Source organism: Paraburkholderia sediminicola, assembly GCF_046030555.1.
GTDB classification, from domain to species: Bacteria; Pseudomonadota; Gammaproteobacteria; order Burkholderiales; family Burkholderiaceae; genus Paraburkholderia; species Paraburkholderia sediminicola_E.
In genome coordinates this window covers 126,149-142,863 of record NZ_JAQQCH010000007.1, presented here as the reverse complement: position 1 = coordinate 142,863, position 16,715 = coordinate 126,149, and the positions used below count along the sequence as shown (strand labels likewise).

Sequence of the window (16,715 nt, the reverse complement as noted above, 5' to 3'; positions counted from 1 at the left end):
GACATCCGTAACACCGGCGCACGGAAACAACGCACACGACACCTAGAAGACACTGAGGAGCACACATGTCCACACAACGTTTTTTTACTCTCCATGCGGCGTGCGCGACCGTGTCGTCGTTGCGCGCACCGTTGATCGCCGTAGCGATCGCCGGCTTGCTCGCGGCGTGTGGCGGCAACGGCGTCACTGCCCCACCGAGCGCGTCATCCGGCAGCGGTAGCGCCGGCGGCGGCGGTTCGACCAGCGGCGGCCCGACCACCACCACGACGTCGGGCACATCCGGCGTCGTCACCACCGCTGCGAAGACCACGAGCGACCTCGGCAATACGATCGCCTCGCAAACGATCCCAGGTCTCAGTCCGCAAGTCACGCAAGGTCTCGGCAACGCGGTATCGAGCACGAGCAGCACGCTCAACTCGCTGGCGGACGCAGTGAGCGGCGGCGTCGGGCAGATCGGCACGACGTCCAATCCGGTCGGCACCACGGTCGCCGGCCTCGGCTCGGTGGTCAGCTCGACGAGCGGTGTCGTGCAAGGTCTGAGCACCGCGGTCGGTGGTCTCGGCACCGGCAATCTCGCGCCGCTGTCGCCGCTCACCACACCGCTTGCAACCGTCCTCTCGACGACTGCAGGCGCACTTAACGCCGGCGGCGTGACGCTCGGCAATTCGCTGGCCTCCGTGCCGGTGCAACAGATCACCCAACCGATCAGCACCGCGATCACGCCGATCGTGCAGACGGTCGGACTTGTGACGCAAACGGTCGGCACACAGACCGGTCTCGGCGCGCCGGTGGGCGGCCTGCTCGCGCAAATCGGCGGCACGTTGAGCTCGACCAGCTCGCAAGTCGGCGCCGCAACGAAGAACCCGATCGGCGCCGATCTCGGCACGCTGGTCGGCTCGCTCGGCAACACGGTCACGAACGCCGGCGGCCTCGTCAATCCGAACGGCCCGAATGGCGCGAATCCGATTCCCGGTCTGATTACGAGCCTTGTCGGCAGCACGAACGTGGCGGTCGTCAATGGGCCGCCTGCCAACGGCAGCCCGTTCGGCCCGCTGCAAAGCACGCTCGCGAGTCTCGGGCTCGGCAGCAACCCGCTCGGCTCGCTGTCGACGCTGCTCGGCGGCACGCCACTGTCCGGCCTGACCTCGGCGCTGAGCGGCACACCCTTGAGCTCGCTGACTTCGGGCGGCTCGCCGCTGAGTTCGCTGACCTCAGTGCTGGGCGGCTCACCTTTGAGCTCGCTGACCTCGGTACTCGGTGGCACGCCCTTGAGTTCGCTGACTTCAAGTTTAGGCGGCACGGGTAGTACGTCGAATCCGCTGTCGTCGCTGACCAGCGTGCTCGCTGTCGTCACCACCAGCACATCGGGCAGCAGTAGCAGCAGCCCGCTCGCCCCCGTAACCGCCCTCGTTGGCCAGTTGACCGGCACGCTCACCTCGGTGGCCGGCTCGACGAGCAGCTCAAGCGGCTCGAGCAGTGCGACCGGCGGCTTGACGACGCTCCTCGGCGGCCTCGTGCCGGTGAGCCATAAGTAGTCCGCATAACCTGGACGTTTGATGCGACGCGCATAAAACGCCGCATCAAACGTCCAGTCACGCAGTATGCATAAGCAGTCCGCCTCATCACGTGCTCCGCGCTTTTGCAATCGATGCTCAAGCCCAACGGAGCACGTGACGTAATACATACAAGCATGGCAGTATGCGTCGAGCCACACATAAGCGATCGCGACCAGCCCGGCCAGGCGGCGCGTCCGCAAGACAGAACGGCATACGAGGAAAATCCGATGAAACTCGGGTACGGTAGTAAATGGACCCTACTGCTCGCTGCAATCGCAGCCAGCGCGATGCAGGTAGAAGCACAAGCGCAGTCGCGGCCAGTAGTCGGCGGCAACCCGATGGATTCGCTGCCGCAGATCAAGGCGCCCGATAAGGGCCCGAACGTGACCCTGCAGGTCACGCCTCAAGCTCCCCAACTTCAGGAACTGCTTGCCCGCCACCTGACGCCGTCAAAGATTCAGGTCGAGGGCGTGAAGTCCATTCCATTCGACGAAGTCGCACAACGCTTCACGCCGCTCGTCGGCAAAGACACCACCATCGGCGATCTGATTCAGGTTGCCAACGGCGTGACGAAGCTGTATCAGGACCGCGGCTTTGCGCTCTCCTTCGCGTTCATTCCCGCGCAGACATTCGAGGGCGGCGTAGTACGCGTGACGGTGGTGGAAGGTTATGTGTCCGCGGTCAAGGTGACCGGCGAGCCGGGCGTGCTCGAAGACAAGATCCGCGCGATCGCCGACCACATCGTCGCCGACCGGCCGTTGCGGCGCGCCACCTTCGAGCGCTACATCAACTTGCTGGGTCTGTTACCCGGCGTGAAGGTCGCAGCGAACGCCGCGCCGCCACAGAACACCGACGGCGCCACCACGCTCGAGCTGAACGTAACGCGCAAAAAGTTCGACGTCAGCACGGGTATCGACTTCAATCACCCTGGCGTGCAAGGCCTGCTGACCGCAACCGAGAACGGCCTGACCGCGCTCGGCGAACAACTGAGCGTGTCGGCCTTGCTGCCGAAGGGACGCGACAACGTCACCTATCTCGCCGCGCACGCTACGGTACCGATCGGCAGCGATGGACTGACCGGGAAGATCGACGCGTCGCACTATCGCGGCAATCCGACCGACAATCCCGGCCTGCCCTCTTACATCTCGCGCACGGTCATCAACGACAAGGTCAGCGGCTCACTGACCTATCCGGTCCTGTTGAGCAACACGCAAAGCTTGATCGGCACCGCCACGGTCTATGCCTCGCACGACGAAGACCGCTACAACAACCAGGACACCGGTGCGCAGATCGGCTTGCGCTCGCAAGTACGGGTGATGCAACTGCAAGCCGATTACGCCAGCGCGGAACCCGGTCAGGTACGCCGCGCGAGTATCAATGTGGCGAAGGCATTCGATATCCTGGGTGCGTCGAAAGCCGGCGACTCGAACGTCCCCGGCACAACGGTCACGAATCCAGCGTCGATCAACTTCGTGCGGACCGGCGCAAGCTTTTCGCAGACCAACGAGTGGCCGCTGAAGATCGGCACCGCGGTTTCGTTGACCGGCCAGTACAGCGCCGTCTCGCTGCCGACCTCGGAACAGATCTCGTTCGGCGCGCAACGTTTTGCGCAGGGTTATCAACCGGGCGAGGCGTCGGGCGATTCAGGCTGGGGGGCGATGTTCGAAGTCAACCGGGCATTTACGCCGGGCTTCACCTACCTGCGCACCCTCACGCCGTATGTCTCGTTCGACATGGCGCGTGTGTACCTGCATGCGGGGACGCCGTCGCCGTCGAGGCTGTCGTCGATTGCCTTCGGCTTCCGGATCTCGGACGCGAAGTATTACAGCCTGGATTTGTCGGTCGCCAAAGCAATCGGCGACGCGCCGGTGGAAAGCGCGTCGCGCAGCCCACGCATCAACGCAACGTTCTCGTATCAACTGAACTGATATTCAGAAGTGCCGCGTCCTGATTAGAGGTTCCACTATCAAACGGCGCGCGCACTTTCACGTATTCTCCGCAGAGGATGTGCGATTCGCGGCACGCAGGCCACGAATCGCAGACCGATGTAGCCGAAGTTGAACCTGAGGGGCAATACCAGGCATACGAGGCGTCACGGCGGTCGGCTATTGGTGGCCGCCCGAGATGCCAATAACGCCGCGCGACCATGATCGCGCCGTCTTTAATCAAGGAGGAAGACAATGATGCAATTCGCTCAACGTGCACGCGCAATCGCGCTTCGCACCGCCAAACATGCCGCCCTCGCCGGCGTACTGCTCGCCAGCGCCGTCACGGCAATGGCGCAGACCGATTCCCCACTCGGCACGTGGCAAACCATCGACGATCACACCGGCCAGCCCAAAGCACTCGTGCAAATTACGCAGGACAGCGGCGGCGCGCTGAGCGGCAAGGTGATCAAGGGCCTCAATGCGAATGATCAACCGGATCGCCGCTGCACCGAATGTACGGACGCGCGCAAAGACCAGCTGATTCTCGGCATGACGATTATCAACGACATGAAAAAGGACGGCGACGGCTGGGATCATGGTCAGATTCTCGACCCGGAAAACGGCAAGATCTACAAGTGCAAGATGCACCTGGAAGACGGTGGGAACAAGCTGATCGTGCGTGGCTATATCGGCGTTTCGCTGCTGGGCCGCTCGCAGACCTGGATTCGTCAGCAATAGTCATAGTAGGCGGGCAGTTCAGGCGCCGATGCCTGACGCGCGAATGAAGTGTTCCATCAAGGCGGCTACCGCTGCCAGGATGGAACCAGAAGAAACGGCCGGCGATCGCAATCGTCCGGCCGTTTTTTTGTTTGAGTCTGGCTGGTTGGGGTTGTCATGCAGCGTGCTTGAAGGGCGACCCATAGGAAAACGGCGAAGACGGTAACGGCTTGACCGATGCCGGGCTATACGCCGTGGGCGCAGTGGCCGGAGCCTTCTCTACGTCAACACTCTTCTGTTCCGCACTCACATGCGTGCGCATGCGCGCTTCCATGAGGTTGCAGAGTTCTTCGCTCGCCGCACCGAATAGCTGATCCATCACGCGCTTGAGCACACCGGATTCATACCACGCCTTGAAACGGCGATGGCAGGTTTGATACGACGGGTACCTGCGCGGCATGGCGGACCAGGTCGCGCCGCTGTACATCACCCACAACACACCATTTAGCACCGAGCGCGTGTTGGCAAGCGGCCGGCCACGCAGTTCGGAGCGCGGACGCAGCTCAGGAAGCAACGGTGCAACACGTTGCCATTCTTCATCATTGATATCACGGTACGGATTCATGGTTTCTCCTTTGTTAGAACCATGACAAAGAAGATATCCAGTCGTCCGCGGCCGGAATATAAGACCAGTCCGAATCTTGAAAATACGCCTTCGGACCCCGCCTCTTAGGCGAGCGGACCGTGATCTATCGCAAAAGCATCCGCACCCACGTCACACGGGCGCTTACGTCAACGACGTATCGACGAGCCGGCGCGGCGCGTCGAGATATTCTTTCGATTGCATTTCAACGATACGCGAGACCGTGCGCGTGAATTCGTTGGCCATCGGTCCGTCGACGTACAGTTGATCGGGCGGCACCGCTGCCGACATCAGCAGCTTGACCTTGTGGTCGTAGAACACGTCGATCAACCAGGTGAAGCGGCGTGCCTCCGAAGCCATGCGCGCCGACATCTGCGGCACACCGGACAGAATCACCGCGTGAAAACGGCTCGCCAGTTCCAGGTAGTCGTTCTGCGAACGCGGGCCGCCGCACAACGTCGCGAAATCGAACCACACGACGCCGTCAGCGCGCCGCAGCGCCTTCAGCTCACGCTTTTCGATGTGGAGGATAGGGCTCTCATCGGGGACCGCCGCCAGGCGCGAGAATGCATCGCGCAACGCTTTGTCCGAAGCCGCGCCGAGCGGCGTGTGATACACCTCGACCTGGGCCAGCGTGCGCTGCCGGTAGTCGATACCCGCGTCGACATTGATCACGTCGAGCTTCGACTTGATCAGTTCGATTGCCGGCAGCATGCGGTCGCGATGCAGACCGTCTGGATACAATGTGTCCGGATCGTAATTGGACGTCATCACGAATTGCACGCCGTTCTCGAACAGTTTGTCGAGCAGGCGGTACAGGATCATCGCGTCGGCGATATCCGACACGTGGAATTCGTCGAAACAGATCAGCCGGTAGCGCCTGGCGATACGGCGCGCGAGTTCGTCGAGTGGATCGGCCGTGCCTTTCAGGTCTTCCAGCTCGCGGTGCACCTCGCGCATGAATTCGTGGAAATGCAGCCGCGTTTTGCGCTGCACCGGCACGATCATGTAGAAGCTGTCCATCAGGAAGCTCTTGCCCCGCCCTACGCCGCCCCACATGTACACGCCGCGCGGAAGGTCCGGGTGGATGATCAGTTTTTTGAACGCGTTCGAGCGGCGCGATTTGTACTCGACCCACTCGTCATAACACCGCTGCAGACGGTCGACCGCCGCGCGTTGCGCCGGATCCGATTGATAACCCCGCGTCTGCAGTTCTTTTTCGTAGTATTCGGTGACGTTCATTGTGTTGCTGCAAAAAGAAAGGCGGGAGGGAGTGAACCCGCCCGCCTTTGTGGTAATGCCAGAGTTGCGTTCAGTCAGGCGTGCGCGTGATTACATGTTCAGCGCGCGCTTGTCCACGGCCAGAGCCGCTTCGCGCATGACTTCCGACAGCGACGGGTGCGGATGGCAAATGCGGCCGATGTCTTCCGACGCCGCCTTGAATTCCATCGCCACCACGGCTTCCGCGATCAGGTCCGATGCGTTGGCAGAGATGATGTGCACACCCAGCAGTTCGTCGGTCTTCGCGTCGGCGATCATCTTGACGAAACCATCCGCCTTGTTGATGCCCAGCGCGCGGCCGTTCGCCATGAACGGGAACTGGCCCGTCTTGACTTCGCGGCCTTCGGCCTTCAGTTGCTGCTCAGTCTTGCCGACCCACGCGATTTCCGGTTCGGTGTAGATCACCCACGGAATGCAGTTGTAGTCGATATGCGGCTTCTGACCGTCGATGATTTCGGCCACCATCACGCCTTCGTCTTCAGCCTTGTGCGCGAGCATCGGACCACGCACCACGTCGCCGATTGCGTACACGCTCGGCACAGCCGTCGCGCAGTGGTCGTCGACGTCGATGAAACCACGCTCGTTCGCCTTCAGGCCGATGGCTTCGAGACCGAGGTTGTCGGTGTTCGGCACACGGCCGATCGACACGATCAGGCGGTCGGCTTCGAGCGTTTGCGCGTTGCCGTCCTTGTCCGTGTAGGCGATCGTCACGCTCTTGTCGGTCGTCTTCACTTCGCCGACCTTCACGCCGACGTGGATGTCCAGACCTTGCTTCTTGAATTGCTTGGCGGCTTCTTTAGCCAGCGCCTGATCGGCAGCACCGAGGAATTCCGGCAGCGCTTCGAGCACGGTCACGTCCGAGCCCAGACGGCGCCACACCGAGCCGAGTTCCAGACCAATCACGCCTGCGCCGATCACGGCCAGTTTCTTCGGCACGGAGTCAAACGTCAGTGCGCCTTCGTTGTCGGCAACAATCTTGTTGTCAACCGGAATGTTCGGCAGGTGGCGCGCCTTCGAACCCGTCGCGATGATCACGTTCTTTGCCGTGACCACTTCGGTTTCGCCTTCGCCGCTGACTTCGATCTGCACGCCGGCGTCCGTCTTGCCGGTGAACTTGCCATGGCCCTTGAGCCACGTGATCTTGTTCTTGCGGAACAGGAATTCAATGCCCTTGGTCATCTTTTCGACGATGCCTTCCTTGCGGGCCAGCATCTTCGCGATATCGACCTTCACGTTTTCCACACTGATGCCGTGGTCAGCGAGGTGATGCGACGCGTTTTCAAATTCTTCCGACGACGCAAGCAGCGCCTTCGACGGAATGCAACCCACGTTCAGGCAGGTGCCGCCGAGCTTCAGCGCGCCAGCCGGGTTCTTCCACTTCTCGATACATGCGACGGTCTTGCCGAGCTGCGCTGCGCGGATAGCGGCGATATAACCGCCGGGGCCTGCGCCGATCACGACGACGTCAAATTCTTTGGACATGACAATCCTTTTGATGACGGAGCAACGCACGGCCACGCTTCGCGGCGCGCGTCGCTCCAGTACTACGGAGTGCTAGATGCTTGCGGCTTGCTTTATATGGCGCCGGCTCGTGCGATCACAAGCCGGCGTCTTTGCCGTACCGACGCTTACAGGTCGAGCAACAGGCGCGCCGGGTCTTCCAGCGCATCCTTCATCGCGACCAGCGACAGCACCGCTTCGCGACCGTCGATGATCCGATGGTCGTACGACAGCGCCAGGTAGTTCATCGGGCGGATCACGATCTGGCCGTTTTCGACCACAGCGCGTTCCTTCGTGGCGTGCACACCCAGAATGGCGGATTGCGGCGGATTGATAATCGGGGTCGACAGCATCGAACCGAACACACCACCGTTCGAAATCGAGAACGTACCGCCGGTCATTTCTTCGATCGACAGCTTGCCGTCTTTAGCCTTCTGGCCGAATTCTGCAATCTTCTTCTCGATTTCGGCGAGGCTCAGCTGATCTGCGTTACGCAGGATCGGCACCACCAGGCCACGCGGCGAACCGACCGCGATACCGATGTCGAAGTAACCGTGATAGACGATGTCGTTACCGTCGATCGACGCGTTGACGAGCGGGTATTTCTTCAGCGCGTGAACAGCCGCCTTCACGAAGAACGACATGAAGCCCAGCTTCACGCCATGTTCCTTTTCGAACTTGTCTTTGTACTTGTTGCGCAGGTCCATCACCGGCGCCATGTTCACTTCGTTGAACGTGGTGAGGATGGCGTTGGTTTGCTGCGACTCGAGCAGACGCTCGGCGATACGCGCACGCAGACGCGACATCGGCACGCGTTGTTCCGGACGGTCCTTCAGCCACTGGTCGGCCGATGCCGGCGCCTTGACGTCTGGCAGCGACGGCTTGGCAGCCTTCGGTGCGGCAGCCGGTGCCGGCGCAGCAGCCTTGGCAGCCGGTGCGCCCGCGGTCAGCACGTCACCCTTGGTGATGCGGCCGTCGCGGCCCGTGCCGGCGACGTCGCCCGAGGCCAGGCCCTTCTCGGCCATCAGCTTGCCGGCAGCCGGCGAAGCTGCGGTGTTCGCACCCGTCGCGGATGCAGCCTGAGCGGCCGGTGCAGCAGCCGGTGCCGGTGTGGCGGCGGGTGCCGGTGTGGCGGCAGGTGCCGGCTTCACTTCGGCTTCGACAGCAGCGGCGCTTGCCGTGCCTTCGGTGTCGATCTTGGCGATCACCTGATCCGCGACGACAATGTCGCCGTCGTTCGAGATCACTTGTGCGAGCACGCCAGCGGAGGGCGCCGGCACTTCGAGCACGACCTTGTCGGTCTCGATTTCGATGAGAATTTCGTCTTGTGCAACAGCCTCGCCGGGCTTCTTCTTCCACTGCAGCATCGTGGCTTCCGAGACCGACTCGGAAAGCTGGGGAACCTTGACTTCAACAATAGCCATTATGAATATCCTGAATACGTATCGGGTGACGGCGCAGTGAACGACGACCGCCTGCGAACCTCGAATGCCGCGAATGATCTTTCAGACGCGGCACGGGAAAGCGCCCTGCGCTTTCCCGGTTCGGCTCTAGTGTTTATTTAGCGATCGACGCGCTCTTGAGGCGGCCGAAAGCGCCTTCGATCAGCGCCTTCTGCTGCTCGTAGTGCTTCGCGTAGTAGCCGACTGCCGGCGAGGCCGAAGCCGGACGGCCGCTGTATGCCAGCTTCTGCCCTTCCTTCATGCCTTCCTTCAGGTGGTGCTCGATATAGAACCACGGGCCTTGATTCTGCGGCTCGTCCTGCACCCAGACCACTTCAGTCGCGTTGTCGTACTTCTTCATTTCCGCTTCGAACTGCTTGTGCGCGAACGGATAGAGCTGTTCGATACGGATGATCGCGACGTCGTTCGACTTCGATTCACGGCGATGCGCCAACAGGTCGTAGTACACGCGGCCCGAGCAGGCCACGACGCGCTTGACCTTCTTCGCTTCGATCGCTTCGTCGATTTCGCCGATGATCGGCTGGAACGCGCCCTTCGCCAGTTCGGACAGATCCGACACGGCTTCCTTGTGGCGCAGCAGCGACTTCGGCGTAGCGACGATCAGCGGCTTCCTGAACAGGCGGATCATCTGACGGCGCAACAGGTGGAAAATCTGCGCCGGCGTGGTCGGCTGAACGACCTGCATGTTGTGGTCTGCGCACAGTTGCAGGAAACGCTCGATACGTGCCGACGAGTGCTCCGGACCTTGACCCTCATAGCCGTGCGGCAGCAGCATCGTGAGACCCGAGACGCGGCCCCACTTCACTTCGCCCGACGAGATGAACTGGTCGATCACGACCTGCGCGCCGTTCACGAAGTCGCCGAACTGCGCTTCCCACGCAACGAACGTATTCGGTTCAGCGGTCGAGTAACCGTATTCGAAGCCCAGCACCGCTTCTTCCGACAGCACCGAGTCGATCACCGTGAACTTCGCCTGACCTTCGGCGATGTTCTGCAGCGGCACATAGGTGCCGTCGTTCCAGCGTTCGCGGTTCTGATCGTGCAGCACCGCGTGACGGTGCGTGAACGTGCCGCGGCCCGAGTCCTGACCGGTCAGGCGCACTGCGTAGCCCGACGCGACCAGCGACGCGAATGCCAGGTGTTCGCCCATGCCCCAGTCGAGCTTCGTTTCGCCACGGCCCATCGCGCGACGGTCGTTGATGACGCGCTCGACCAGCGGGTGAACCTTGAAGTTTTCCGGAATCGTGGTGACGCGCTCAGCAAGGCGCTTCAACTCGGCGAGCGGCACTGCCGTGTCGGCTGCGTCGGTCCACTTGCGGTTCAGGAACGGAACCCAATCCACCGCGTACTTGCTCTTGTAGTTCGAGAGCACCGGGTCGACCGTGTGATGACCTTCGTCCATCGCCTTGCGGTAGGCCTTGACGAACTCGTCGCCTTCTTCCGCGGTGATGACGCCCTGTTGCACCAGCTTTTCGGCGTACAGTGCGCGCGTGCCTGGGTGCTTCGCAATCGTCTTGTACATCAGCGGCTGCGTAACAGCCGGCGTGTCCTGCTCGTTGTGACCCAGCTTGCGGAAGCAGACGATGTCGACGACGACGTCCTTATGGAACTGCATGCGGAAGTCGATGGCCAGCTGCGTAGCCAGCACGACCGCTTCAGGATCGTCACCGTTCACGTGCAGCACCGGCGCTTCGATCATCTTGACGACGTCCGAGCAGTACAACGTGGAGCGCGAGTCGCGCGGGTCCGACGTGGTGAAGCCGATCTGGTTGTTGATGACGATGTGCAGCGTGCCGTGCGTGCCGTAACCGCGCGTTTGCGCGAGGTTCAGCGTTTCCATCACGACGCCCTGGCCTGCGAAGGCCGCGTCGCCGTGGATCTGCACGGGCAACACTTGCAGGCCGCTTTCGTCACCGCGACGGTCCATCCGCGCCTTCGACGACCCTTCCACCACCGGGTTGACGATTTCAAGGTGCGACGGGTTGAATGCGAGCGACAGGTGAACCGGGCCGCCGTCGGTCGAGACGTCCGACGAGAAACCCTTGTGGTACTTCACGTCACCGGCCGGCAGGTCGTCGACGTGCTTGCCCTCGAACTCGGCGAACAGGTCCGCCGGCATCTTGCCGAGCGTGTTCACGAGGACGTTCAGACGGCCACGGTGAGCCATGCCGATGATGATTTCCTGGACGCCGTTGGCGCCACCATGACGCACGACTTCGTCCATCGACGCGATGAAGCTTTCGCCGCCTTCGAGCGAGAAGCGTTTCTGGCCGACGTACTTGGTGTGCAGGAAGCGCTCGAGGCCTTCAGCGGCCGTCAGGCGATTCAGAATGTGTTTCTTCTTGTCATTGGAGAAGTTCGGCGTCGAACGGATCGACTCGAGCTTCTCTTTCCACCAGCGCTTCTGTTCCGGATCGCTGATGTACATGTACTCGGCGCCGATCGTGCCGCAGTACGTGTCACGCAGGGCCTTGACGATCTCGCGCAGCGAAGCGCGCTCGAACCCGAAATACAGATTCGTTGCGCTGAACTCCTGGTCCATGTCGGCTTCGGTGAAGTCGTAGAACGCGGGTTCAAGTTCGGGGATAGCGGGACGTTCGCGGCGCTTCAGGGGATCGAGATTGGCCCATTGCGAGCCGAGGAAGCGATATGCGCCGATGAGGGACTGCACATAGACCTGCTTGCGGGAGGTAGCGAGATCTTCGCCGCCAGCCGCCGTGCGCGGGATAAAGGCATTAGCCTTGGCCCGTTGCGCAAACGATTCGACGATCGGGCCGTGGGCCACGTCGTTGGCATTGCTGCCATCCGATGCAGGGACGTTCTGCAACGCGTCGAAATAGCTGCGCCAGTTCTCGGGCACTGACGCCGGATTGTCGAGATACGCTTCGTACATTTCTTCTACGTACGGAGCATTGCCGCCGAACAGATAGGAGTTCGACTGGAATTGCTTCATCATTTTTACGCTCACCTTTCTTCGAGTTTCTCGAGAAATAGCGGGTTACAGAACCTTCCGCGACACGGCCTGACCGTTTGGCGGATTGCGCGAATCAAGTCTTGCTTGGAAGGACCTAAAACTTTGCACCCGGGGAGCATATCACAGAACGGATAGTGCAGATAGCAGACAGATTGCCGCTCGAGCCCGTCGCGACGGGCTTTCAGCGGCATTACCAGCATTCGCAACAGTCTTCTGCGAGAAACGGGGACAAACGGGAACAGACGGGAACAGACGGGAACAAGCGGAACACCAACCGCGAACAACTGCACCCAACGGCTGCAGGCGGTCCGCAGGAGCGGGCGCAAACTATCGGCCGCCGCGCCCCGGACGCCACAGGAGCCAGAAATGGCAAAAGCCACCCGGAGGTGGCTTTTGCCTGACATCGCGCCCCGTGGGCCGGTGCCGATTTAGTCCACTGCGCCCTTACGGCTGGCGCTGCGACGCTCATGTTCCTTCAGGTAACGCTTGCGCAGACGAATGGATTGCGGCGTGACTTCGACCAGTTCGTCGTCGTCGATGAATTCGACCGCGTATTCCAGCGACATCTGGATCGGCGGCACGAGGCGCACCGCTTCGTCCGTACCCGACGAACGCACGTTGGTCAGTTGCTTACCCTTGATCGGGTTCACGACCAGATCGTTGTCACGGCTGTGAATGCCGATGATCATGCCTTCGTACAGCGGCTCGCCCGGCGACACGAACATACGGCCACGGTCCTGCAGCTTCCACAGTGCGTACGCGACTGCCGCGCCGTCGTCCTGCGAAATCAGCACGCCGTTGCGACGCTCGCCGACACCACCTTCCCTGACCGGCTGATACGAGTCGAACGTGTGGCTCATCAGGCCCGTGCCGCGCGTCAGCGTCAAGAATTCGCCCTGGAAGCCGATCAGGCCACGCGCCGAAATACGGTACTCGAGACGCGTCCGGCCGCGGCCGTCCGACGCCATGTCGAGCATTTCGCCCTTGCGGCGACCCAGCTCTTCCATCACGCCGCCCTGGTGGCCGTCTTCCATGTCGACCGTCAGGTTTTCATACGGCTCGTGCTTCACGCCGTCGACTTCCGTCATCACCACGCGCGGACGCGACACGGCCAACTCGTAGCCTTCACGGCGCATGTTTTCGACCAGAATGGTCAGGTGCAGCTCGCCGCGGCCTGCCACTTCGAACGTGGTTTCGTCGCCCGTTTCTTTCACGCGCAGCGCGACGTTGTGGTTCAGTTCCTTCATCAGGCGGTCGCGGATCTGACGGCTCGTGACGAACTTGCCTTCGCGGCCGGCCAGCGGCGACGAATTCACGAGGAAGTTCATCGTGAGGGTCGGCTCGTCAACCGTGATCATGGGCAGCGCTTCCGGTTGTTCCGGAGCGCAAATGGTCACGCCGATACCGATTTCTTCGATACCGTTGATCAGCACGATGTCGCCGGCTTCAGCCGACTCAACCTGCACGCGCTCAAGACCCTTGAACGACAGCACCTGGTTGATCTTGCGGTTCAGAATCGCACCGTCCGGACCCGAACGCACGGCCACCGCCATGCCCGGCTTGATACGGCCGCGCGTGATACGGCCCACGCCGATACGGCCGACGTACGACGAGTAGTCGAGGGACGTGATCTGCAGTTGCAGCGGACCTTCCGGATCGGCCGGGCGGACCGGAACGTGTTCCAGCACGGCGTCGAACAGCGGACGCATGTCGCCTTCGCGCACGTCCGGCGTCAGACCGGCGTAGCCATTCAGACCCGATGCATAGACGATCGGGAAGTCGAGTTGTTCATCAGTTGCGCCCAGCTTGTCGAACAGGTCAAACGTCTGGTTGATCACCCAGTCGATCCGCGCGCCCGGCCGGTCAACCTTATTGATCACGACGATCGGCTTGAGGCCGAGCGCCAGCGCCTTCTTGGTCACGAAGCGCGTTTGCGGCATCGGGCCTTCGACTGCATCGACCAGCAGCAGCACCGAGTCGACCATCGACAGCACACGCTCCACTTCACCGCCGAAGTCGGCGTGGCCCGGCGTGTCGACGATGTTGATGTGCGTGCCTTCGTACTCGACCGCGCAGTTCTTCGAAAGAATCGTGATGCCACGTTCCTTTTCGATGTCGTTCGAGTCCATCACGCGCTCGATAACCTGCTGGTTGTCGCGGAACGTGGCCGTCTGGCGGAGGAGCTGGTCGACGAGCGTGGTCTTGCCGTGGTCGACGTGGGCGATGATGGCGATATTGCGTAGGGCGCGAGTCATAGGAACCTGGAGACAGTTGAGTGCGCCAGCAGCAGCATTGTGTATGAAGCCAACAAAGCCCAAAGCGCACCTTTGGGAACCCAACATTATAGCACGGCGAAATGAAGCTTTCTGGTATTCCCTGATAGGCCCACTGTTTTTCCTGCAGTGGGGCATCAGAAATAGGCCTCGTCCGCACCGGCAACACCCTACGCAAAGCCGCGCGCATTCTGCCTTGAGCTGGAAAAGTTCCTTGCCTAAGCTGTAATAACGCTTGCCGCGTCAATCAACCGCCCCCTATAATCCTGCCTAGTCAACCATTGCATTCGCACGAGAATCATGACGGAGCCGTCCTCTACCCCCACGCCTGATCTCAGTGAGTACCAGCTAGGCGAAAGCGTCGGCTATCTGATCTCGCGGGTGAAATCGACCATGTCCAACCTGGTCACGCAGCGCAGCATGGCTGAACTGGGCATCACCAGCCAGCAAGGCAGCATCCTGTTCATGGTGGCGAGCGGCAAGTGTCTGCTGGCGGCCGAGCTGGCGCGTGAATACGGCATTGACGCAAGCGCCGTCACCCGTCTGGTCGACCGGCTGGAGAAGCGTGGCCTGCTGACGAGGGTGCGCAGTAACGAAGACCGGCGGGTTGTGCGACTCGCGCTGACACCGGAAGGTCATGCGATCGCGGCAAAAATGCCCGCTATTTTCAACGGCGTGCTGGACAACCTGCTGGGAGGTTTCACCCCTGAGGAAGTCGGTTTCCTGAAGAGCATGCTGCGCCGTGTACTCGTCAATTCCGGTGAACAAACGGGACTAACCCGTGATGCAACAAGCAATTTTGACAGCAAATCGTAATAAATTGCTTGCAGTGTCCATCATTACATTCCACTCAAAGAGTCGAGCGATGAAATCCCTTTCCCTGTCCGCGCCCGCGCTTTCGAGCCGGGCCGCTGTCGCCGCCGCGGTGACGGCGCTCGCCCTCACGGGGTGCGCGAACTACTTCGGCATGAAGAGCGACAAGCAGATCTCGTCGCCGGCTCAGTACGAGTCCACGCAGAGTCTGTCCGGCCAGGGCGGCCAATGGCCGTCGCTCGACTGGGCCAACCAGTTCGGCGACCCGCAGTTGCCCAAGCTGATCGCGGAAGCGCTGGAAGGCAGCCCCTCGATCGCACAGGCTCAGGCCCGCCTCGCCAAGGCTTCGTCATACATTGAAAGCTCGCGCTCGGCGCTGTACCCGAAGGTCAACGGCAGCTATTCCTGGACCCGCGAACTGTTCTCGGGCAACGCGCTCTACCCGCCTCCGTACGGCGGCACCTGGTATAGCGAGAACAACGTGCTGGCGAGCGCGTCGTGGGATCTGGACCTGTGGGGCAAGAACCGCCAGCGTCTGGGCCAGGCCGTGTCGCAGGAAAAGGCGGCTGAAGCCGACATGCAGCAGGCACGCGTGACGCTCGCTGCGTCCGTGGCGAGCACGTACAACCAGCTTGCGCAGTTGTACGCGTACCGCGACATCGCCGCGCGCGAAATCGCCAACCGCCAGGATATCGGCCGCATCACCAACGGCCGCGTGACCGCCGGGCTCGATACCAACGTGGAACGGCAAACCGCGAACGGCAACATCGCGACCAGCCAGTCGAATTTGACGGATCTCGACGGCCAGATCACCGTGGTGCGCTATCAGTTGGGCGCGCTGCTCGGCAAGGGTCCGGATCGTGGCCTGCAGATCGCCAAGCCGGTCCTGACCACCGGCGACGCGGTAGTGCTGCCGGACAACCTGCCGGCCGACCTCGTGGCACGCCGCGCGGATATCGTCGCCGCGCGCTGGCAAGTGGAAGCCGCGATGCATGACGTGAAGGAAGCGAAAGCGGAATTCTTCCCGGACATCAACCTCGCCGCCGGCATTGGTTTCGATGCGTTCGGCTGGGGCCGTTTCCTTAAGTCGGGCAGTCGCCAGATGCAACTCGGCCCGGCAATTCACCTGCCGATCTTCGACGCCGGCGCACTGCGCTCGCAGTTGAAGGGCCGCTACGCGGACTTCGACCTCGATGTGGCGAACTACAACCAGACGTTGATCAGTGCCCTCTCGGACGTCGCGACGCAAGTGTCGTCGATCCGTTCGATCGACCAGCAATCGGGCGACGCCCAGCGCGCGCTCGACGCGTCGACCAAGGCCTATCAGCTGGCGGTGATCCGCTACAAGGCCGGTTTGTCGCCGCAGTTGCAAGTATTGACCGCCGACCAGAACCGCCTTAGCGCGGAACAGACGGTAACGGGCCTCAAGATGCGCCGCCGCGATATGCAGATCGGCCTCATCAAGGCGCTCGGCGGCGGTTTCGATGGAACGCAGACCGGCCTCGTGGTGCCGACCGATGCTCCGGCATCGGCCGCTGCCGCGACCGCCGCTGCAAACTGAAGCCAT

11 protein-coding genes are annotated in these 16,715 nt (G+C 61.8%); 5 read left to right on the top strand and 6 right to left on the bottom strand.

Annotated features, from left to right (window positions below):
• Positions 1-65: 65 nt before the first annotated feature.
• The 3 genes from PQQ52_RS12925 to PQQ52_RS12915 all read left to right on the top strand — a co-directional run bounded on the left by PQQ52_RS12925 (position 66) and on the right by PQQ52_RS12915 (position 4,222).
• Positions 66-1,535, top strand: coding sequence for a collagen-like triple helix repeat-containing protein (locus PQQ52_RS12925; RefSeq protein ID WP_408211340.1), 1,470 nt, complete (start codon positions 66-68; stop codon positions 1,533-1,535).
• A gap of 248 nt (positions 1,536-1,783) precedes the next feature.
• A complete protein-coding gene (locus PQQ52_RS12920) occupies positions 1,784-3,484 on the top strand; it encodes a ShlB/FhaC/HecB family hemolysin secretion/activation protein (protein WP_408211337.1) in 1,701 nt (566 codons plus the stop codon).
• A 252-nt stretch (positions 3,485-3,736) separates the two neighbouring features.
• Positions 3,737-4,222 carry a DUF2147 domain-containing protein gene (locus PQQ52_RS12915; RefSeq protein ID WP_408211334.1) on the top strand — a complete coding sequence of 162 codons (486 nt, stop codon included), beginning with the start codon at positions 3,737-3,739 and terminating at the stop codon, positions 4,220-4,222.
• Between the two features lie 154 nt (positions 4,223-4,376).
• Here the strand turns inward: PQQ52_RS12915 and PQQ52_RS12910 are convergent, their stop codons facing one another.
• The 6 genes from PQQ52_RS12910 to typA all read right to left on the bottom strand — a co-directional run bounded on the left by PQQ52_RS12910 (position 4,377) and on the right by typA (position 14,317).
• Positions 4,377-4,826 carry a transposase gene (locus PQQ52_RS12910; protein WP_408211332.1) on the bottom strand — a complete coding sequence of 150 codons (450 nt, stop codon included), beginning with the start codon at positions 4,824-4,826 and terminating at the stop codon, positions 4,377-4,379.
• 162 nt (positions 4,827-4,988) lie between these two features.
• The gene (gene zapE, locus PQQ52_RS12905; RefSeq protein ID WP_408211329.1) at positions 4,989-6,086 is read right to left on the bottom strand and encodes a cell division protein ZapE; all 1,098 of its coding nucleotides are present in this window, start codon (positions 6,084-6,086) and stop codon (positions 4,989-4,991) included.
• Positions 6,087-6,176: 90 nt separating this feature from the next.
• Entirely contained in the window at positions 6,177-7,607 is a 1,431-nt protein-coding gene (gene lpdA / locus PQQ52_RS12900) for a dihydrolipoyl dehydrogenase (protein ID WP_408211326.1), read from the bottom strand.
• Between the two features lie 146 nt (positions 7,608-7,753).
• Entirely contained in the window at positions 7,754-9,049 is a 1,296-nt protein-coding gene (gene odhB, locus PQQ52_RS12895; protein ID WP_408211323.1) for a 2-oxoglutarate dehydrogenase complex dihydrolipoyllysine-residue succinyltransferase, read from the bottom strand.
• A gap of 133 nt (positions 9,050-9,182) precedes the next feature.
• Positions 9,183-12,044 carry a 2-oxoglutarate dehydrogenase E1 component gene (locus PQQ52_RS12890; RefSeq protein WP_408211320.1) on the bottom strand — a complete coding sequence of 954 codons (2,862 nt, stop codon included), beginning with the start codon at positions 12,042-12,044 and terminating at the stop codon, positions 9,183-9,185.
• A gap of 446 nt (positions 12,045-12,490) precedes the next feature.
• Positions 12,491-14,317, bottom strand: coding sequence for a translational GTPase TypA (typA, locus tag PQQ52_RS12885; protein ID WP_408211317.1), 1,827 nt, complete (start codon positions 14,315-14,317; stop codon positions 12,491-12,493).
• A gap of 318 nt (positions 14,318-14,635) precedes the next feature.
• On the opposite strand from typA, the gene PQQ52_RS12880 reads away from it, so the two are divergent.
• Both PQQ52_RS12880 and PQQ52_RS12875 read left to right on the top strand, forming a co-directional pair.
• Positions 14,636-15,151, top strand: a complete 516-nt coding sequence (locus PQQ52_RS12880; protein ID WP_408211315.1) for a MarR family winged helix-turn-helix transcriptional regulator — start codon at positions 14,636-14,638, stop codon at positions 15,149-15,151.
• Positions 15,152-15,200: 49 nt separating this feature from the next.
• The gene (locus PQQ52_RS12875; protein WP_408211312.1) at positions 15,201-16,709 is read left to right on the top strand and encodes an efflux transporter outer membrane subunit; all 1,509 of its coding nucleotides are present in this window, start codon (positions 15,201-15,203) and stop codon (positions 16,707-16,709) included.
• Positions 16,710-16,715: the final 6 nt, after the last annotated feature.